The sequence below is a fragment of the Acinetobacter tandoii genome, assembly GCF_008867985.1.
GTDB lineage: Bacteria > Pseudomonadota > Gammaproteobacteria > Pseudomonadales > Moraxellaceae > Acinetobacter > Acinetobacter tandoii.
Genome location: NZ_VXLD01000013.1, coordinates 47,442 through 66,722 on the forward strand (window position 1 = coordinate 47,442; position 19,281 = coordinate 66,722).

General features: G+C 39.0%; 19 protein-coding genes. 10 read left to right on the forward strand and 9 right to left on the reverse strand.

All coding sequences use genetic code 11. The annotated features are described in order from the left end of the window. The first annotated feature begins 184 nt into the window (after positions 1-184). Both trmA and F4W09_RS14605 read left to right on the forward strand, forming a co-directional pair. Positions 185-1,267 (forward strand): tRNA (uridine(54)-C5)-methyltransferase TrmA, encoded by a 1,083-nt coding sequence (gene trmA / locus F4W09_RS14600; protein WP_151505181.1) that lies wholly within the window; start codon positions 185-187, stop codon positions 1,265-1,267. 239 nt (positions 1,268-1,506) lie between these two features. After that, complete coding sequence (locus tag F4W09_RS14605) at positions 1,507-1,734, forward strand: hypothetical protein (RefSeq protein WP_044740439.1); 228 nt, start codon at positions 1,507-1,509, stop codon at positions 1,732-1,734. A gap of 58 nt (positions 1,735-1,792) precedes the next feature. Here the strand turns inward: F4W09_RS14605 and F4W09_RS14610 are convergent, their stop codons facing one another. Next, positions 1,793-2,494 carry a phosphodiester glycosidase family protein gene (locus F4W09_RS14610; protein WP_171492442.1) on the reverse strand — a complete coding sequence of 234 codons (702 nt, stop codon included), beginning with the start codon at positions 2,492-2,494 and terminating at the stop codon, positions 1,793-1,795. A 196-nt stretch (positions 2,495-2,690) separates the two neighbouring features. Between F4W09_RS14610 and F4W09_RS14615 the strand changes: the two genes are divergently transcribed. Further along, positions 2,691-3,227 carry a lecithin retinol acyltransferase family protein gene (locus tag F4W09_RS14615; RefSeq protein ID WP_016166312.1) on the forward strand — a complete coding sequence of 179 codons (537 nt, stop codon included), beginning with the start codon at positions 2,691-2,693 and terminating at the stop codon, positions 3,225-3,227. Positions 3,228-3,370: 143 nt separating this feature from the next. Here the strand turns inward: F4W09_RS14615 and F4W09_RS14620 are convergent, their stop codons facing one another. Beyond that, positions 3,371-5,095: a glutamine--tRNA ligase/YqeY domain fusion protein gene (locus tag F4W09_RS14620; protein ID WP_104442051.1), complete on the reverse strand. Its 1,725-nt coding sequence runs from the start codon at positions 5,093-5,095 to the stop codon at positions 3,371-3,373. A gap of 167 nt (positions 5,096-5,262) precedes the next feature. Between F4W09_RS14620 and F4W09_RS14625 the strand changes: the two genes are divergently transcribed. Continuing rightward, positions 5,263-5,772 carry a peptidylprolyl isomerase gene (locus tag F4W09_RS14625; RefSeq protein WP_016166314.1) on the forward strand — a complete coding sequence of 170 codons (510 nt, stop codon included), beginning with the start codon at positions 5,263-5,265 and terminating at the stop codon, positions 5,770-5,772. 86 nt (positions 5,773-5,858) lie between these two features. Then, the gene (locus tag F4W09_RS14630; RefSeq protein WP_151505183.1) at positions 5,859-6,578 is read left to right on the forward strand and encodes a UDP-2,3-diacylglucosamine diphosphatase; all 720 of its coding nucleotides are present in this window, start codon (positions 5,859-5,861) and stop codon (positions 6,576-6,578) included. Between the two features lie 42 nt (positions 6,579-6,620). Here the strand turns inward: F4W09_RS14630 and hpaI are convergent, their stop codons facing one another. Then, positions 6,621-7,418, reverse strand: a complete 798-nt coding sequence (gene hpaI, locus F4W09_RS14635; protein WP_026441172.1) for a 4-hydroxy-2-oxoheptanedioate aldolase — start codon at positions 7,416-7,418, stop codon at positions 6,621-6,623. Positions 7,419-7,661: 243 nt separating this feature from the next. Between hpaI and nfsB the strand changes: the two genes are divergently transcribed. Further along, a complete protein-coding gene (gene nfsB, locus F4W09_RS14640) occupies positions 7,662-8,315 on the forward strand; it encodes an oxygen-insensitive NAD(P)H nitroreductase (protein ID WP_016166320.1) in 654 nt (217 codons plus the stop codon). A 298-nt stretch (positions 8,316-8,613) separates the two neighbouring features. Here the strand turns inward: nfsB and F4W09_RS14645 are convergent, their stop codons facing one another. From F4W09_RS14645 to F4W09_RS14660, 4 genes are all read right to left on the reverse strand, one after another. Continuing rightward, entirely contained in the window at positions 8,614-9,477 is an 864-nt protein-coding gene (locus F4W09_RS14645) for an EamA family transporter (protein WP_151505184.1), read from the reverse strand. A gap of 87 nt (positions 9,478-9,564) precedes the next feature. Next, on the reverse strand, positions 9,565-10,602 hold the full coding sequence (fba, locus tag F4W09_RS14650; RefSeq protein ID WP_016166323.1) for a class II fructose-bisphosphate aldolase: 1,038 nt from the start codon (positions 10,600-10,602) through the stop codon (positions 9,565-9,567). Positions 10,603-10,722: 120 nt separating this feature from the next. Further along, the gene (locus F4W09_RS14655) at positions 10,723-10,983 is read right to left on the reverse strand and encodes a hypothetical protein (RefSeq protein ID WP_151505185.1); all 261 of its coding nucleotides are present in this window, start codon (positions 10,981-10,983) and stop codon (positions 10,723-10,725) included. Between the two features lie 147 nt (positions 10,984-11,130). Beyond that, positions 11,131-12,318 (reverse strand): phosphoglycerate kinase, encoded by a 1,188-nt coding sequence (locus F4W09_RS14660; protein ID WP_044740432.1) that lies wholly within the window; start codon positions 12,316-12,318, stop codon positions 11,131-11,133. A 137-nt stretch (positions 12,319-12,455) separates the two neighbouring features. On the opposite strand from F4W09_RS14660, the gene F4W09_RS14665 reads away from it, so the two are divergent. The 3 genes from F4W09_RS14665 to F4W09_RS14675 are packed head-to-tail and all read left to right on the forward strand — an operon-like array spanning position 12,456 to position 14,611. Then, complete coding sequence (locus F4W09_RS14665; protein WP_016166326.1) at positions 12,456-12,839, forward strand: DUF2237 family protein; 384 nt, start codon at positions 12,456-12,458, stop codon at positions 12,837-12,839. Beyond that, positions 12,839-13,429: a Maf family protein gene (locus tag F4W09_RS14670; RefSeq protein WP_016166327.1), complete on the forward strand. Its 591-nt coding sequence runs from the start codon at positions 12,839-12,841 to the stop codon at positions 13,427-13,429. Before F4W09_RS14665 ends, F4W09_RS14670 begins: the two co-directional genes overlap by 1 nt. Before the next feature lie 15 nt (positions 13,430-13,444). Beyond that, positions 13,445-14,611, forward strand: a complete 1,167-nt coding sequence (locus tag F4W09_RS14675) for a ribosomal protein uL16 3-hydroxylase (RefSeq protein ID WP_151505186.1) — start codon at positions 13,445-13,447, stop codon at positions 14,609-14,611. Between the two features lie 47 nt (positions 14,612-14,658). Here the strand turns inward: F4W09_RS14675 and F4W09_RS14680 are convergent, their stop codons facing one another. Further along, the gene (locus F4W09_RS14680; protein ID WP_151505187.1) at positions 14,659-16,548 is read right to left on the reverse strand and encodes a sensor histidine kinase; all 1,890 of its coding nucleotides are present in this window, start codon (positions 16,546-16,548) and stop codon (positions 14,659-14,661) included. Continuing rightward, positions 16,545-17,234 carry a sigma-70 family RNA polymerase sigma factor gene (locus F4W09_RS14685; RefSeq protein WP_044740429.1) on the reverse strand — a complete coding sequence of 230 codons (690 nt, stop codon included), beginning with the start codon at positions 17,232-17,234 and terminating at the stop codon, positions 16,545-16,547. Before F4W09_RS14685 ends, F4W09_RS14680 begins: the two co-directional genes overlap by 4 nt. 315 nt (positions 17,235-17,549) lie before the next feature. On the opposite strand from F4W09_RS14685, the gene F4W09_RS14690 reads away from it, so the two are divergent. After that, positions 17,550-19,220, forward strand: a complete 1,671-nt coding sequence (locus F4W09_RS14690) for an FMN-binding glutamate synthase family protein (protein WP_151505188.1) — start codon at positions 17,550-17,552, stop codon at positions 19,218-19,220. The last annotated feature ends 61 nt before the right edge of the window (positions 19,221-19,281 follow it).

The window sequence follows — 19,281 nt, forward strand, 5'->3', positions numbered from 1 at the left end:
CCAAGCCATTACTGGTTTAATGGCTTGGTTTCTTTTTATTTGAGAAAAGCATATTTTCTCGGTATTCATCCAACTATTCTCTAGTTCTTTAGATTTTCATTCGAAGTTGCTGAATTCGCTTAGTCTTCTTCAGTAAACTTTGTTACCATCCCTGTTTTCTACGTTTTATAATTTTTGACTGCATATGACTTCATCTTATCAGCAACAACTTGATGCCAAAGTTGAACGTATTTCTGCGCAATTTGCCGAATTCAATCCCCCTTCACTTTCTGTATTTGCATCTCCAGAACAACATTTTCGTATGCGTGCAGAATTTCGTATTTGGCATACTGATGACGACATGTTCTATGCCATGTTTGAACGCGATGAACAACAACAAAAACAAGTGATTCGTATCGATGAGTTTCCGATTGCTGATACCAGTATTAATCAACTGATGCCTGTGCTTTTGGCAGAACTGAAAAGTCACGATGCACTATCAAAACGACTATTTGAAGTTCATTTTTTAGCGACTCTAAAAGGTGAAATGCTTGTTTCACTGATTTATCGCTGCCCACTTGACGAACAGTGGCAAGCATTAGCCAAACAGCTTGCTGAAAAACTAAATGTTAAAATTATTGGTCGTAGCCGTGGTCAAAAGATTGTGCTGTCTGATGAGTTTGTGGTGGAAGAACTACAAGTTTTTGGGCGCAAATATCAGTACAAACAAATCGAAAGTAGTTTTACCCAGCCGAATGCTCAAGTCTGCCAAAAGATGTTGGAATGGGCTTGCGATGCAGCAGAGCAATCTTCAAAAGACTTATTAGAACTTTACTGTGGTAATGGTAACTTTACCTTGCCACTGTCTACTCGCTTTAATCGTGTATTGGCGACAGAGTTAGCAAAATCATCTGTCTACGCAGCTCAATGGAATATTGAACAAAATAATATTGATAACATTCAAGTAGCGCGACTTTCTGCTGAAGAGTTTACCCAAGCCTACAATGGTGAACGTGAATTTAGACGCTTACAAGAAGCACAAATTGAGATCAGCAGTTATGATTTTGACACGGTGTTTGTGGATCCACCACGTGCGGGTATTGATGATGAAACGCTGAAACTGTTACAGCGCTTTGAACGTATCATTTATATTTCTTGTAATCCAGATACCTTACATGACAATTTAAAGCTACTTACGCAAACGCACAAAGTTACACGTTTTGCTTTATTCGATCAGTTCCCGTATACCCACCATGTTGAATCTGGTGTGTTACTGGAAAAATTGTAAGAATTATTTAATCATCTCCTTTACGTCCTCAAGTTATTTAAAACAATAACTTGAGGATTTTTATTTGAAATAAAGTAGTTAATTTCACCGTACATTTTGACCTGTCATAAAACCGTTAAATCTTGCCATTATGATTGAAATTTTGCGTGTTCAACTGCTGCTTTTATCACTTAGATCATCTTGCATTATTTATAGAATTGGCTATATTTCGTTCTATGTTATTCATGAATGAAGGCTCTATGAGTTTTTGGCAAAAATTGTTTGCTGCACCGCAGCAGTTGAATGAGCATAAAAATCAAATCGCGTGTGTCGAGAACGATTGCTCATGCAAAACAGATGAACAACTGTTAAAGGCTCTTGCTCAAGCCACAGATGACGATGTCATCATTGGCATCAAACGTGTTCTAGCCTCTCGAGGTTACAGCCGCAAAGAGCTAAACGAAATCACCCATTCACCATTACAGTGATGCCAATTTCGTCATTAAGAAGCATTGGAACAACCAATGCTTTTTTATTGCCTTTTCTCTACTCACACTCCTGATCTTCAATATACGCCAACATCGGTCCAAACGGACTACTCTGAATATTGATATCCTTCTCAGCCAGATACATCGCTGAAATGGAGCCATCTAGATATAAAGCTTGCTCTAACTTGAGCTCATTTTGCATAAAGCTCGCTAGAGCATAAAAATTTACAGCTTGCTCAGTCAGCACAAAATATAGCACTTGATCTTTTATCCCCACGGCGTTACGTATTTTCAGAGATGAACTTTCTGCTATGAAAATTGGATTGATTAGTTGATTAGACACCAGCATCGGCCCTGACTGCGTTGCATAATCCGCTTTAAATTTACCTTTCACATATTGAGAAGTGCTTAAAATAACAGCCTGTTTACTGTTCCAAGCCAAAATACCATTCGGCTGTAAATAGAAATTTCCCCATCCAAGGTGCTGGTTCAGTGGAAAGAGCTTTTTCTTATTTTCAATATATAAACCTACAGGATGGAACGTGTAATGAAACATGCCCGCATTCATTGCAAATAGCATTTTCTCACATGTGTTTAATTGTGTCGGGATTTGGCTAAAGTAATTTACTGGTGTTTGATCGTTCTGTTTATTTAACAATAAACGAAGCTTGGATAAATCATGGACTTCAACTACGGTATAGTTAAGATCATTATATTGCCTCGTATAGCTAGTCACTTGAGCAAATTGAGACATAGACATTAGGCTACTGATCAGCATAGTGATCAATTGCAGAACCTGTCTCAATGTTATTGTCATGTGAACTATTACACTTTCATCACTTCTCTTCTATTTTATTGCTTTTTGTAGCATTCATATGCAACTATTCACTTATCTTCATTATTCCAAGTAAACTACATGCTAATATAATGCTTAAGTTTATTCGTTTAGTGTAGCGATGCATCAACAGAAAAAACCGTTTCATATTGGGGCACATTTGGTGGTAAAACACTTCGCCTACTCTCATCATGGGATTTATATTGGGCGTGGACGTGTTATCCATTATTCAGGTTTTGCCCATTTCTTCAAAAAAAGACCGATTGAAACCACCACTCTGGCAGAATTCTGTCATGGTAAAAAAATTGATGTCGTGCATTACCAACATTCTAAATATTCGGGTCGCAAAGTCGTACGCCGTATGCGCTCACGTATGAAAGAAAACCACTATCACCTGATTATGAACAATTGTGAACATCTTTGCACTTGGGCAATTACAGGTGTGGAAAGCAGTCCACAAGTGGTTCGTATGATGAATCGTTTAACGACTATCGGTTATGTAAGCTCAATTATGAGCTATATGAATGGGATGTTGCTCACTATTACCACCACTTGCTTTGCACTTGCGCTATATATTAAAAAGAAACTGCGTGATAAAGCGAAAATGCAAAGACAGACTTATTTATTCTTCAAAGATCAAGAACATAAAAATCGTTAAGTTGATGTTTAAAAGTACCATTTTCTCCTTTTAAGCGATCCATCATATTTAACTCACTTTGCAATCTCTATTTCAAAAAACATTAGACATTAAAAAAGCCCCTCAACTCACGGTTCAGGGGCTTTCACATTTCAAATCAGGTTTTATTTACCTGGTTTAAAACTGTCTTTTAAATCTAAAATACGGTTAAACACTGGCTTTTCAGCTGAATGGTCATAACGATCTGCTACAAAATAACCTTCACGTTCAAATTGGAAACGTTGTTCAGGCTCTGCTTGTGCCAAAGCGGGTTCAATCACAGCTTGTACCACTTGCAATGATTCTGGGTTTAGATTCGCCAAGAAATCATCGGTTGCATCTGGTGCAGATTCGGTGAATAAACGGTCATAAATACGTACTTCAGCAGGAACACCTTTGCTTGCAGATACCCAGTGAATTACACCTTTCACTTTACGACCTTCAGGATTTTTCCCTAAAGTTTCAGGATCAATTGAACATTTTAGTTCAACCACTTCACCGTTTTCATCCTTAATGATTTCATCACATTTAATGACATAAGCATGACGTAAACGCACTTCACCTTCAGGGACTAAACGCTTGAAGCCTTTTGGTGGAATTTCTTCAAAATCTTTACGATCAATATAGATTTCAGAAGTCAAAGGAATAACACGCTCGCCCATATCTACATTTGGATGACGTGCATGAACCAAGTCCAAAGCTTCAGGTAAATTCGTTAAAGTGACTTTCAATGGATTTAAGACGGCCATACCACGACCAGCAGCATTTTCTAGCGATTGACGGATACAGAATTCAAGCATTGCCACATCAACAATACCATCAGTCTTAGACACGCCCACACGCTTGCAGAAATCACGTAAACCTTCAGGTGTAAAACCACGACGGCGCATACCGACAACCGTTGGCATACGTGGATCATCCCATCCATTTACATAACCACCTTCAACCAATTTACGCAATTTACGTTTTGAAGTGATGGTGTAGTCAATGTTTAAACGGCTAGATTCGTACTGACGAGGTACTGCTGCTGAATGAACTTTCTCAATCACCCAATCATAGAATGGGCGGTGGTCTTGGAATTCCAAAGTACATAAAGAGTGCGTAATGCCTTCAATTGCATCAGACAATGGATGAGCATAGTCATACATTGGATACATTTTCCATTTGTCGCCCGTTTGATGGTGCTCGGAATGCAATACGCGGTAAAGAATTGGATCACGCATGTGTACATTTGGAGATGCCATGTCAATTTTGGCACGTAATACCGCTTCGCCTTCTTTCATTTCACCATTACGCATTTTTTCAAAGCGTTCTAGGTTCTCTGCAACTGTTGCATCACGGTAAGGTGAATTCTTCCCAGGCTCAACAAAGTTACCACGGTTTAATTTAATTTCTTCAGGTGATTGCAAATCCACATAAGCATCACCTTGTTCAATCAATTGCACTGCCCATGCATATAATTGATCAAAATAACCCGACGCATAACGTGGTTCATCTTTCCATTCGAAACCTAACCATTTTACATCGTTGGCAATACCATCAACATATTCTTGTTCTTCAGCATCGGGGTTTGTATCGTCAAAACGAAGATTACAATAACCATTAAATTCCTGTGCAATACCAAAATTTAGGCAAATTGCTTTTACATGACCAATATGCAAATAGCCATTTGGCTCTGGTGGGAAACGCGTTACAACGGTTTGTGTACGCCCAGAAGATAAATCGTCAGTAATGACCTGACGTACAAAATCCAAGCCAGGCTGTTGTTCTTGCTGCGCAGCATCGACAGAGGCATGATTACTTGGTGTCGGGTTATTTGGCAGAGATGCAACAACATCATTTGGCTTCATAGTAGATAGATCACTTCTAAAAATAAAAAACAGGATATTTTAAACGCAATTTCAGTATTTTTAACAAAGAAATGTACGTTTTTACTTGCCTTGTAGTTTACAGTTTGCTTATGCTTCTCTCAACCAAAAACCCATGGCTTTTATGTCCATGTTAAGGAGATTACACAATGAGTTTTCCTCAAGTCGAATTAAACACCAATAAAGGTCGTATTGTTCTTGAGCTTAACGCTGAAAAAGCACCTAAAACAGTTGCTAACTTTTTAGAATATGTTCGTGACGGTTTCTATGACGGCGTAATTTTCCACCGTGTGATTGATGGTTTCATGATCCAAGGTGGCGGCATGGATGAAAACTTCAAAGAAAAAGCAACTCGTGATTCAATTGAGAACGAAGCAGACAACGGTTTGAGCAATGACGTAGGTACTATCGCAATGGCGCGTACCCAAGCTCCTCACTCTGCATCTGCACAGTTCTTTATTAACGTGAAAAACAACTCTTTCCTTAACCACACTGGTAAAACAGCGCAAGGTTGGGGCTATGCAGTATTTGGTAAAGTTACTGACGGTATGGATGTAGTAGAAGCAATCAAAGGCGTTCGTACTGGCAACCGTGGTTACCACGCAGATGTTCCTTTAGAAAACGTTGTCATCGAATCTGCAAAAATCATTTCTGAGTAATTAATCTCCCTAAATCCCTCTTTAAAAAGAGGGACTTCCTCCCTGAGTAAAGGGAGGTTAGGAGGGATTATTTAAAGGATAAAAGCGTGACCTATCTGTTTATATCAGATTTACATTTGTCACCCGATCACCCTCGACTTGTTCGAGGGTTTTTCGCTTTGCTTAAAGAATATCAATTTAAGCAAACTCAGCTCTATATTTTAGGTGATTGGTTCAATGCTTGGATTGGCGATGACTATACTGCACCATGGTTAGATGAACTCGTTGCTGCATTACAACAGTTTAATGCCGCAGGTAATCAGATTTATTTCCAAGTGGGTAATCGTGATTTCGCCTTAGGTCAAAAATTTCTGGATCAGTTTAATGGCATTTTATTGCCTGACGACTATGTCCTAAACATCAATCAACACAAGTTCCGCCTAGAACATGGTGATGCGCTTTGTACCGATGATGTCGGTTATCAACGCTTTAAAAAAGTGATTCGCAATCCTCTTGTATTGGGCTTTCTACGAAAAATGCCACTCAGCTTCCGCACCAAACTTGCCAACGGTTTCCGTAAAAAAAGTTACGCTGCGCAGCAGTTTAAAAGTTATGAAGTGATGGATGTCAATCAACAAGCCGTTACCCAAGCTTTAGCGGATGTAGATATTCTCATTCATGGACACACCCATCGTGCAGCCATTCATGAGCTACAAGGCAAAAAGCGTATTGTCTTGGGTGATTGGAAAGAAGATTCAGCACAAATTTTGGTTGTTGATCCAAAACAACAGGACTTAATATTAAAATTAAGTACGTTTAATTACTAAGTATTTAAAACTCTTATTTTTCGCTGGCTTACCTGTTCAGGGTTAATAACCACCTTCTATTCGCTTTTCCTCACTGCCCTTTTTATACTTCGCCAACAATGTTCTTAATCCATTCATCAAGACACTGGTATCTACGCCTACAGCGACAAACTCTGTTCCTAATTCTATGTATTTCTGCGTGACTTCATCTGTGGTGGATAAGATGCCTGCGGCTTTTCCTGCGGCACGAATCTTTTGAATGGCTGCTATGACAGCTTTCTGTACGTCAGGATGGTTCGGATCACCTTGATAGCCCATCGTCGCAGATAAATCGACTGCCCCAATGAATACTCCATCAATCCCTTCAATTTTAAGAATTTCATCTAAATGATTTAAGCCTTGCACTGACTCAATTTGAATCAATAAACAAATTTGTTCATGCGCGTGTGCATAATAATCAGGAATACTGTTCCAACGCGTTGCACGCGCCAATGCTGCACCGACACCACGAATCCCTTCTGGTGGATAACGTACCGCTTTTACCATAAGCTCTGCCTGCTCAACCGTTTCTACCATTGGAATCAATAAGGTTTGTACCCCAATATCCAATAACTGTTTAATTAATTGAACACTACCAATGGGTGGACGTACCACCGCTTGTGAAGGATATGCTGCCATGCTTTGCAGTTGTGATAATGTCGTTCTTAAATCACTCGGGGCATGTTCACCATCAATCAGTAACCAGTCATAGCCCGCATTTGCAATCAGTTCAGTTGCATACGCATCTGCCAAACCAACCCAAAGCCCTATTTGTTGTAGCTTTTTTAAATTTTGCTTAAAGTAATTAATCGTGTCAGTCATCATGTTCAACGGTCATAAACGCACTTACTAAAAACAGTAAAGCCTTCTTCACACCTAAATACCAATATTGATTTTCTATTTGATCATTGCATTCACCACTTAATCTTGCAGAATCCCCTCCAATCTCATAATTGAACAATCTTTGATAGATCATTCGTATACGCTGCTTGAATGTATAACTCTAAACGATTAATGTGAATTTTCAGCTAATGACAGCATCCATTTGACCTCGGAGAAATTTTCATGGATCTTTTGAACATTTCAAAAACTCGTTATACCACTAAGGCTTACGACCCTTCCAAGAAAATTCCACAAGAGCAATTTGAACGCCTACTGGAAATTTTACGCCTAACACCTTCTTCAATTAATATTCAGCCTTGGCATTTCTTTATTGCAGATAACCATACAGCCAAAGAACGCATTGCCAAGGCTTTGGTGGGAAAATATGCCTACAATGCACCAAAAGTATTAGATTCATCACATACCATTTTATTTTGCACTAAAGCAGATATTACTGAAGAACATTTAGAAAATTTATTGGCGCAAGATGATGTCAGTGGTCGCTTCAAAGACGCTACTGCAAAACAAGGTCAAAAAGACAGCCGTACAGGTTATGTCGATTATTACCGTAATGAAAAAGGTGATATTCAACGTTGGGCTGAAAATCAAACCTTTATCGCGTTGGGACAAATCCTGCTTGCAGCAGGAATCGAGAATGTTGATGCCACCCCTATTGGTGGTTTTGATGAGGATTTATTAACTGAAGAATTACAACTCACAGAAAAAGGCTTAATTCCCTCTGTGCTACTAACACTGGGCTATCGCAGTGAGACAGATTTTAACGCCAAGCTACCAAAGTCTCGCCTAAAGAAAGAAGAAGTATTCACTAAGCTGTAAAATTTACTTGTAATAATCAGGGACAATTCATTTGTCCCTTTTTCTCTAAAGGAAAGGAACAAATCTTGCTTAATTAAGATATAAGTTTTACCTAAGCAGAGGTTATTGATGTCTTTATTTATTCAACTTCCAATTAAATTTGAATGTAAACATTGTCAAGTTACCTATTTTCATCTCTCTACACAGTCTATGCTGCATGAACCACACTGCCCTCAGTGTCATCATACTGGCTTCCTTATGGGGGCCGCGGAGAAAAAAGACTTACTTCTCTACTCAATAACGTCGGCTGTTAAATTTATCAAACAATCATGGCATAGGCTAAAAAAAGTACACTCATAATTCCTAAGCCCAACCCTAGACTGGTGCTGGTTTTAAGTTTTTCCTTAAAGAAAATAAGCCCACTCAAAACACCCAATAACACCACCAAAATATTCATCCCTGCAAATACAATTGCAGGACTATCTTTAAGTAATATGTGTGCTTTAACGTATAGTGCGATATTGGCAAAATTAACTACACCCAAACATAATCCCCAAAAAATGTTTGTAGATGAACCAATCTGCTTTGTAGTTAATACGACATATAAAAGTGAAAAGATAAAGGCACATATAAACATTAAGTTTAAAGCCACAGAGAACTGCACACCCAAACCTGTCGTGTATTTCAGCAAGATATCCACCAAGGCATACCCCACCCAAACACTTACTAAATAAAACATACCTGAGGAACCAGCACTCGCTTGAGTATGACTGCTGCGATGTGAATAAATAATACATAACACTGCTGTAATACCTAAACCAATCCCAATAAGTTTGAGTACGCCAAACTGCTCATTAAAAATAAAATAAGCAGCACCCAACGACAAAACCACTGATAAACGCTGTGCGACTTCAGTTTTGACAATGCCCGCAGTTTGTAATGATTTAGATAAAGATAAAAACACACTCGGTAATAACAAGCCTAGGCTGAGAATAAGCCACCATGGTGTATTGCTTGGAGAAACATGGCTCAAATCAGGCTTAAACCAATAGAAACATAAAAGACTTGCAATCGCATAATTCCAGCAAATCATCTGCATAGGATTTAAGCCTTTAGCCTTAGAAACTTTAAGCAGTATTGAGACTAAAACGCTGCAAAGTGCTGCTGCAAGGATCAGTTCCATTAGACATTTACCCCATCTGTTCGTCAGTCATATAAAAAGCCCACATAAATTATGTGGGCTTCTATTTATAAATAATTTGTGGAGCGATTATTTATAACGTTCAACCATTTTCTCTAAAGAAATTGGACGAATCTTGTCAGCGTTGCCCGCAGTACCAAATGCTTCATAACGGTCGATACAAATTTGTTTCATTGCATCAACAGTTTTTGCGAAGAATTTACGAGGATCGAATTCACTTGGTTGTTCTGCCATCATACGGCGCATTGCACCCGTAGATGCTAAACGTAAATCTGTATCGATGTTGATTTTACGTACACCATGTTTGATTGCTTCAACCAATTGCTCAACAGGAACACCGTAAGTTTCTTTGATGTCGCCACCATACTGGTTAATTACAGCCAACCATTCTTGTGGCACAGAGCTTGAACCGTGCATTACAAGATGCGTATTTGGAAGTGCCGCATGAATTTCTTTAATACGGTCAATTGCCAAAATATCGCCTGTAGGTGGACGCGTAAATTTGTACGCACCATGTGAAGTACCAACCGCAATAGCAAGTGCATCGACATTGGTATCTGCAACAAACTGACGTGCTTCTTCAACTGAAGTTAACAGCTGAGAATGATCAAGAACACCTTCTGCTCCCACACCATCTTCTTCACCCGCCATACCTGTTTCAAGGCTACCTAAACAACCGATTTCACCTTCAACAGAAACACCGCATGCATGCGCCATTTGTACTGTACGACGTGTTACATCAACGTTATATTCATAAGTGGTTGGTGTTTTACCGTCTGCACCCAATGAGCCATCCATCATTACTGATGAGAAGCCCAATTGAATTGAACGTTGGCATACATCTGGATCTGTACCGTGATCTTGATGCATCACCACTGGAATATGTGGCCATTCTTCAATTGCAGCCAAAATAAGGTGACGTAAGAATGGAGCACCTGCATATTTACGCGCACCCGCTGATGCTTGTACGATGACAGGTGAATTTGTCGCATCTGCTGCAAGCATGATTGCACGCATTTGTTCTAAGTTGTTTACGTTGAATGCTGGTACGCCGTAAGCATGTTCGCCGGCGTGATCCAAGAGCTGGCGCAATGAAATAAGAGCCATAATGTCCTCCCAGGTAATGCGACATATTCTACATGCTGAAAGGTTTCAATTCAGCAATAAATAACACTATTTAAAAAAAATCCCTGCAATTGCAGGGACCTTCTAAGAAAATACGATAATTTATTGAGCAGTCGCCTGTGAAGCATCTGCTTCTGTAGCAGGAGTCGCCGCATCGGCATCTGCATTGGCGACTTCAGCAGGAACATCTGTATTTTTTTCGTCCATAACTGGCTTATCTAATGAATCTATTGCAGCTTGTTGCTCTGGAGTAACTTTTTCTTCTACTGCTGCATCTGTTTTCGGTGCTTCATCTTTTTTGGCACAAGCCGTTAGAGCCAATGGTGCGATTAATAAAGCAGCAAGTGTTAATTTTAGGTTCATCACATTATTCCTACAACAGGTGATTTAATAGGCGTGATTTTATTGCAGAGATATGACAGTTTGATGACCTAAAGATGAATGCAATAAAAAAGGCTGACCAAAGTCAACCTTTTCATTTATTTCATCTGATTCGATGCATTATTTTTTTCAAGCACGTTCTAGAAGAACAGCAACTGCTGGAAGTGTTTTGCCTTCAACAAATTCAAGGAATGCACCACCACCCGTTGAGATATAACCAATTTTGTCAGCGACTTCGTATTTGTCGATCGCAGCTAAAGTATCACCACCACCTGCAATAGAGAAACCTTCAGATTCTGCGATCGCTAAAGAAAGCGATTTAGTGCCTTCTCCGAATTGATCAACTTCAAATACGCCTACTGGACCGTTCCAAAGAATAGTTTTTGAAGTTTTTAAAATTTCTGCAAACGCTTGTGCTGTTTCTGGACCAACATCCAAAATCATATCGTTATCAGCAACATCTTCAACTTTTTTCACAACTGCTTTTGCAGCAGCCAATGAACCCAAGAAATCATCAAATTTGATTTCGCTAGCATCAGCAACCACAACATCAGTTGGAAGTGGTACAGATACTTTTGCAGCAATCGCTTTAGCAGTGTCGATTAAATCATTTTCACACAATGATTTACCTACGTTATAACCTGCTGCCGCCAAGAATGTATTGGCAATACCACCACCCACGATCAATTGATCACAGATATCTGACAATGAAGTTAAAACATCAAGTTTAGTCGATACCTTAGAACCTGCAACAATAGCAACCATTGGTTTTTCAGGGGTTTGTAGTGCGCGACCCAATGCATCAAGTTCCGCGGCAAGAAGCGGTCCCGCGGCTGCAACAGGTGCTAAACGTGCAACACCTTCTGTTGATGCTTCTGCACGGTGCGCAGTACCAAATGCATCCATCACGAATACATCACAAAGTGCAGCATATTTTTGTGCAAGTTCTGGGTTGTTTTTCTTTTCACCGTGGTTAAAACGGCAGTTTTCTAAAAGAACTACTTGACCCGCTTGAACGTCAACACCATCAAGGTAGTCAGTCACTAACTGAACGTCTTGGCCTAGAGCTTCGGTTAAGTATGCTGCAACTGGAGCTAATGATTGTTCAGCTTTTGGCTCCCCTTCTACAGGACGACCAAGATGTGAATACACCATGACTGCTGCGCCTTTATCTAATGCAGCTTTGATTGTCGGTAATGCAGCACGTAAACGTGCATCACTGGTAATCACACCATTTTTAACAGGAACGTTTAAGTCTTCACGAATAAGAACTCGTTTACCTGCTAAATCAAGGTCAGTCATACGCTGAAAATTCATGTATAGCTCTCTGAATATATAAAATCGGCACGATTTTAAATGATTATGCAGAAAAAGGTTAGCTTCTTTTGTATAAAAGCTGCCGAAAGCGTTAGTTTTGATTATGATATTGAAAAGCCACAAATTGATTCACTGTTATGTCATTTCATCCAGATCCTAAAATTAACCGCTTAAATGTATTTGGCGAACCCTTAGCCAGTTGTTGTTTTGACCCGATTACGGGTTATTTTCGCAATGGATTTTGCCATACTGCAACGACCGATTTAGGGCAACACACCCTGTGTGCACAAATGACTTCTGAGTTTCTAAATTTTTCACAGAAAGTTGGCAATGACTTAATCACCCCTTTACCTGAAGTTGGTTTTCCTGGTTTACAACCAGGCGATTTTTGGTGTATTTGTGTGACACGTTGGGTGGAAGCTTATCAGGCAGGTCAAGCTCCTCCTGTTAAAATCCATGCCTGCCATCAAGCCGTTCTTTCTTATGTTCCACTGAATGTATTAATGGATTATGCCATCTGATGAATACCCAAATCATTCTGGCTTCAAGCAGTCAGACACGCAAAGATTTAATGGATCGCTTAAAGATTCAATATGATTGTGTTGTACCAGAGATTGATGAATCACCACGTGGTGAATTACATGCAGATGATTTGGCTCATCGTTTAGCCTTTGAAAAAGCCAATACCATTGCACAAAAATTTCCAGAAGCCATTGTGATTGGTTCAGACCAAGTGGCTTGGCGTGAAGGTGCTCCTGATATTTTTATTGGTAAACCACTCTCGGAAGATAAAGCCATTCGTCAGTTACAGGCTAACTCTGACAAAATTGTCTATTTTAGTACCGCGCTGAGTGTGCAACAGCAGTCAACTGGCTTTGAGCAAACTCTTGTAGAACACTACAAAGTAAAATTTAGAAAACTAAGTTTGGCAGAGATTGAACGTTATGTCGCTATAGACCAACCGCTACATTGTGCGGGTAGCTTTAAATGTGAGAGTTTGGGCATTAGTTTATTCGAACAAATGATTGGACACGATCAAACAACTCTCATGGGTCTGCCAATGATCCAACTGTGCCAAATTCTTCGTCAATTAAATATTTTAGTTCCTTAATTTAGGCTGTAATTTATGTCCCAACCTTTAGACATTTTAGGCGGCATCACCGCTGAACAGTTTCTTCGCGAATACTGGCAAAAGAAACCTTTACTTGTACGTAATGCTTTACCTGAAATCATCAACATCTTAGAACCCAATGATGTGATGGAACTGGCTTTAGAAGAGCATGTGACAGCACGTTTAATTAAGCAAAAAGATAAAGACCCGAATCAGTGGACAGTAAAATCTTCACCTTTAATCAAGGGTGATTTCCAAAAGATGCCAAAACTTTGGACCTTACTGGTTCAAGCCGTCGATCATTACTCTTTTGATTTGGCTGAATTATGGAAAAAGTTTCCATTTATTCCACAATGGCGCCGCGATGACATCATGGTATCCTATGCACCTAAAGGTGGCTCAGTTGGAAAGCACTTTGACTTTTATGATGTGTTCCTTGTGCAAGGCTATGGGCATCGTCGTTGGCAGCTCGGACAAATATGTGATGCCAATACCGAATTTGTTGCAGGTCAACCATTAAAATTATTGCCTGAAATGCAGGTTGATTTTGATGAAGTACTTGCGCCTGGGGATTTGCTCTATGTCCCACCGGGATTATCACATTACGGTGTCGCGGAAGATGACTGTCTCACCTTCTCATTTGGTTTCCGCATGCCAAACATGGCAGATGTGATGGATCGTGTTAGTGACAAGTTCGCTGATAACACTTTTTTAAAAAATCCATTGCTTGATATTCAAAGACAACAAGCCAATCCTATTGGGCAAATCACCAAATCAGAATTGGATTATGTAAAAACGCTGTTACTCGAACGCTTACAGAATTCATCTGAACTGGACAATGCCATTATCAGCTTAATGTCAGAGCCAAAATATCCTGACAATATTCCTGAACCTGATGAAATTGAAGCAGATGATTTGCGTGAAATTTTAGATACTGGTTATGAGATTTTGCTTGAACCTGCGTCACGTTTACTGTACGCCGAACAAGACCAAGCATTATTGTTCTGGGCAAATGGCGAGCAAATTTGTATTTCTGAAGACTCTAGCAATCTGTTAAAGCAAATTGCAGATGGGCAAGTATTGGCCTTTGATCAACACTTTAATCATGACGAAATTTTAGCGGACTTTGCTCAACTGATGAATGATTCAATTCTAATGTTACTTCCACCAGCTGAAGAATAAGTTAAAGCTACAAAGGCATTCAATTTCGTTTTGAATGCCTTTTCTAATTATTTCTCTTCTCTAATTTCTAATAGTGCTTGAACCACAGTTCTACCTTTTTCAGAGCTGACCTGTAACTCTGCCCCGACACGTTCCAAACGCATTTTCATACTTCGAATTCCAATGCTCATCCCATTTTGAAAATTACTTTTCACATCAAAACCAACGCCATCATCCTCAATGGTTAAAATCAGTTGGCGTTCATACGGAAATACCATAGAAACAAAGACATGTTTCGCCTGACTATGTTTCACAATATTGGTTAGACTTTCTTCCAAAACCCGAATAAGGGTTAAACACTGTAAAGCATTCGGTACATAGCCCCAATTTTGTGGAAAAGACCATTTAGACTCGATGTCCAATTCATCCATGAGCTGACTGAAACGATGACGAACTGGTGCCACCCACAATACTGGATTCCCAGGCACGCGTGATTCAAGACTTGACCCACTATCAATGATTTGCCTTAAATCATCCCGCAACAACTTTAAAATAGATATAAATTGTTGATTCGTCATATTGTGTTCCGCCTGATCGACAATAATCATGGAACGTACCAAAGATGAACCTAACCCATCATGTAAATCATGCGAAAGCTGAATTCGTTCTTGTAAACGAACATTTTCCAATTCCAACTTATGTTTTTCATTCACACTGGCATATAAATCTTGACTGACCTGATGTACTTTTTCTTCTAGTCTTTGATTAAATTTTTCTACACGGCGTGTATTTCTGGCTAATTTCACCCCTAAAATAAGCACGACAAAGACCGTAATAATTGGTGAGGTATAAGGAGAAAGTGGTTTGATATTTTTATGCAAATTTGAACCTAAAAGTAAGCTATCAAATAAGGCACAAATTAAAATACCAGTAAGACATAGCAATAAAAATATATACTCTCTTTTCTTAGCTTTAATTGTAATATAAGCCAAATAAAAATAAGTCGATAAAAATAATAAAATATAAAGGATAAAAATCTTAATAAAAACTGGTGTGATCCATTGTAGTGGTGTAAAGAAAATAATAATTAATACAATAAACGTGAGACCCCAAATACAGCGCTCTAAGCGTGGAAACTCAATACGAATAAATCGAAGCAGATACGTACAAAAACACACCATATAAAGAATAAAAAAACTGAGATTGGCTTGTGCAGAAATCACGTTATTCGGAAATGGTTTTGTTTCTGTCATTAAAATATTTGAAATAAATAAAACCCAAAGTATGCAACTTAGCGCAAACCATGCAAAGGTTGTTTCTGAACGCCTAAAAATCCATATCGAAAAACATAAAAGACCTAATACCAATGAAATGATGATATTGATTTCAAATAATGTTCGCCTATTCCAAATCTGTTGCTGATATTGAGCATCAGCAGCTTGTACATTATGGAAAGAAATCGCTCCTAATCCTGCTTTTTGAAAGGCATAACCATTTGCATAAATTAAAAACTCATTCTCTCCTGCTTTAATACTGGATGGTGTTAATACCCAATACCTTGGCATATTCCAGCTTTTGGATAAGGGTTCAATTAAATTTTTATCACGCCAAAGTACGTTACGATTAAAATAAACCGTACCCGCAGAATTAATATATTCAATTGAAAATGCAAAAGATTCACTAATTGTTCCCGATGAACAATCTGGTTTCCAAAGTATTTTATACCAAGCACCACCATTATAATTTGGTTCATGGATAGCCCAGTTATCAGGCAACTCTACTTCTTTCCAACCCGATGTAGGAATATGATGAATCGAATTTGTTTTTACAAATTGAATAGGTTGTACTTGAATCGTACAATATGGGTCTATGGAATAATAAGTTGATGCTGAGTAAGTCTGCATATGAATGCAAACCAATGCAAACATACCAAAAATCCGCAGAATCAGTCTGGTCATATAATCCCTAAAGTTCTTGCTGCACTTACAGCTTTCGTCCTTTTTGAAACGGAAAGTTTCCGATAAATATGCTTAATATGACTTTCTACCGTATAGCGCGAAACAAATAATTGCTCAGAGATTTCCCGATTACTTAAACCTTGTGCCACCAAATCCAAAATTTCCTTTTCACGATTGGTCAATGCTTCCATATCGGATGGTAACGCTTCCCGATGTTCACTTTTATCTTGTGAATTTTCTTGTGCCGCAATTTGACTTAAAATCTCACGTGCAATAAAAGGATCAATAGGTGCACCGCCACGCAAAATACTACGGATCGCTAACAAAACTTCAGAATCATCACGCTCTTTTAAAACATAGCCTGTCGCCCCAGCTTTAATTGCAGAAAACAAACTTGACTGTGTACTCCAAGCAGAAATCACCAGAATTAAGGCACTTGAATCTCTTTCACGTAATTTTTCAATAAACTCCACGCCATTCCCATCAGGTAAACCCAAGTCAACCAACGCCAATGAAATTGGAATTTCCTCTATTTTTTCAAATGCTTCCTTAAGATTAAAGACAAAGTGTAATGTCTCATTTTCATATCCCAGATCAGTTAGAATTCTTCTTAGACGGTTTTGTATAATTAGTTCATCTTCCAGAATAATGACTGGCACTGGCAATATTGTTTCATCATTGCTCATGTAACACCCCATTTTTGGTAAGCACTATACTCAGATTTTTAAGATGACTCATATCCCTATAATTTGGGTAAATTGAAGTTTTCTCCCTCGGTTTATTCCTTATTCTTCTAAGATACACTCATCGTTTACTTTTTACACAAAAAAACTGCCCAGTCGCATAAATTAAATGAAAATAAACATGATTGTTATGTAAACCACTCGACTTTTTAAATGATTTATTGAAGGCCCCATAACACAAATCGTTACTTGTACTCATCTGCAAATCTTGGCATTGTGAAATCAAATCAACATCAGGCACAAGGATGAATTATAACTATGCCGAATCCTGCACAAATTGTACGCCATAAATTACTGAACACTTTTTTTTCGCGTCATTCTGTTTGGTTCACTTTTATTTTTATCGCGTTGAGTATCACTTGGTTTAGACTCAACTATGCGCCTCATTATATTTATTATTTCCTTTCAGATACGACGCTTAATGTATTGTGGTTAATCAGTACACTGTTAAGTCTAGTTGGTATATATGACTTATTACAAAATCGGCATTCAATTTTAAAAAATTACCCAATTATGGGACATTTCCGCTTCTTATTTGAAGAGTTCCGACCAGAAATTAGACAATATTTCATTGAATCCGATGAAGATGCTTTACCTTTTTCCAGAATGCAACGCAGCTTAGTCTATCAACGCGCCAAGAATGAAAACTCAGATAAACCTTTTGGTTCCATCATCGACGTGTATCAGCAAGACTATCGCTTTATGACACACTCCATTCAACCTTGCCCGCCTGCAGATCCCTCTACATTCCGCATTCAAATCGGGAGTTCACAATGCACTCAACCTTATAATGCTTCTATCATGAATATTTCCGCCATGAGCTTTGGTAGCTTAAGTGCCAATGCCATTCGTGCATTAAACAAAGGTGCACAACTGGGAAACTTTTACCACGATACTGGTGAAGGTAGTCTCAGTCCTTATCACTTAGAATATGGCGGTGATATTGTCTGGGAACTGGGTAGTGGATACTTTGGTTGTCGTACGGAAGATGGCACTTTCGATCCAGTAAAGTTCGCAGAGCAGGCTATTCTCCCCCAAATTAAAATGATTGAGATTAAGCTGTCACAAGGTGCCAAACCAGGGCACGGTGGCATTCTTCCTAAAGATAAAATCTCTGCGGAAATTGCGCAAATCCGTGGTATTCCACGTGATCGTGATTGTATTTCACCTTCTAAACACTCGGCCTTCAATACCCCTATTGAAATGCTACAGTTTATTCAAAAATTGCGCGAACTCTCTGGTGGCAAACCTGTCGGTTTCAAACTATGTATCGGTCAACCTTGGCAGTTTATGGGGATAGTCAAAGCGATGCTGCATACGCAAATACTCCCTGACTTTATAGTAGTCGATGGTTCCGAAGGTGGTACTGGTGCTGCACCGATTGAATTGATCAATCATATGGGAACGCCGCTCCGTGAAGGCGTACTATTTGTACACAATACCTTAGTTGGTGCTGGATTAAGAAAGCAGATCAAAATTGGCGCTAGTGGGAAAATCATCAGTGCTTTTGATATTGCAAGCACAATGGCAATTGGTGCCGATTGGGTTAACTCAGCACGTGGTTTTATGTTCGCAATTGGCTGTATTCAAGCACAGAGCTGTCATACCAACCAGTGCCCCGTCGGTGTTGCAACCCAAGATCAAGACCGCCAAAAGGCAATACATGTGCCTACAAAAGCCGAACGTGTTTTCCATTTCCACAAAAATACTCTACATGCCCTATCCGAAATGATTGCTGCGGCAGGTCTACGCCACCCTTCAGATATTAAGGCCCACCATTTAGCACAACGTATTAATGATCGTGAAATTAAAAACTATGCTCAACTACATTTTTGGTTAAAAGAGGGTGAACTTCTAAACTGCGAAAATAAAGATCAGGAAAACTTTTATTTCCGTATGTGGAATATGGCAAAAAAAGAATATTTCTAATGATAAATGGACTCGGCTAAGCTTTTAACCGAGTCCATTTTAAACATGAATTTCAAAAAAT

Excerpts from the sequence above, each read along its gene's own strand:
- trmA (WP_151505181.1), top strand. The coding sequence starts at position 185 with ATGACTTCATCTTATCAGCAACAACTTGATGCCAAAGTTGAACGTATT.
- F4W09_RS14605 (WP_044740439.1), top strand. The coding sequence starts at position 1,507 with ATGAGTTTTTGGCAAAAATTGTTTGCTGCACCGCAGCAGTTGAATGAG.
- F4W09_RS14610 (WP_171492442.1), bottom strand. The coding sequence starts at position 2,494 with ATGTCTATGTCTCAATTTGCTCAAGTGACTAGCTATACGAGGCAATAT.
- F4W09_RS14615 (WP_016166312.1), top strand. The coding sequence starts at position 2,691 with ATGCATCAACAGAAAAAACCGTTTCATATTGGGGCACATTTGGTGGTA.
- F4W09_RS14620 (WP_104442051.1), bottom strand. The coding sequence starts at position 5,095 with ATGAAGCCAAATGATGTTGTTGCATCTCTGCCAAATAACCCGACACCA.
- F4W09_RS14625 (WP_016166314.1), top strand. The coding sequence starts at position 5,263 with ATGAGTTTTCCTCAAGTCGAATTAAACACCAATAAAGGTCGTATTGTT.
- hpaI (WP_026441172.1), bottom strand. The coding sequence starts at position 7,418 with ATGACTGACACGATTAATTACTTTAAGCAAAATTTAAAAAAGCTACAA.
- nfsB (WP_016166320.1), top strand. The coding sequence starts at position 7,662 with ATGGATCTTTTGAACATTTCAAAAACTCGTTATACCACTAAGGCTTAC.
- F4W09_RS14645 (WP_151505184.1), bottom strand. The coding sequence starts at position 9,477 with ATGGAACTGATCCTTGCAGCAGCACTTTGCAGCGTTTTAGTCTCAATA.
- fba (WP_016166323.1), bottom strand. The coding sequence starts at position 10,602 with ATGGCTCTTATTTCATTGCGCCAGCTCTTGGATCACGCCGGCGAACAT.
- F4W09_RS14655 (WP_151505185.1), bottom strand. The coding sequence starts at position 10,983 with ATGAACCTAAAATTAACACTTGCTGCTTTATTAATCGCACCATTGGCT.
- F4W09_RS14660 (WP_044740432.1), bottom strand. The coding sequence starts at position 12,318 with ATGAATTTTCAGCGTATGACTGACCTTGATTTAGCAGGTAAACGAGTT.
- F4W09_RS14665 (WP_016166326.1), top strand. The coding sequence starts at position 12,456 with ATGTCATTTCATCCAGATCCTAAAATTAACCGCTTAAATGTATTTGGC.
- F4W09_RS14670 (WP_016166327.1), top strand. The coding sequence starts at position 12,839 with ATGAATACCCAAATCATTCTGGCTTCAAGCAGTCAGACACGCAAAGAT.
- F4W09_RS14675 (WP_151505186.1), top strand. The coding sequence starts at position 13,445 with ATGTCCCAACCTTTAGACATTTTAGGCGGCATCACCGCTGAACAGTTT.
- F4W09_RS14680 (WP_151505187.1), bottom strand. The coding sequence starts at position 16,548 with ATGACCAGACTGATTCTGCGGATTTTTGGTATGTTTGCATTGGTTTGC.
- F4W09_RS14685 (WP_044740429.1), bottom strand. The coding sequence starts at position 17,234 with ATGAGCAATGATGAAACAATATTGCCAGTGCCAGTCATTATTCTGGAA.
- F4W09_RS14690 (WP_151505188.1), top strand. The coding sequence starts at position 17,550 with ATGCCGAATCCTGCACAAATTGTACGCCATAAATTACTGAACACTTTT.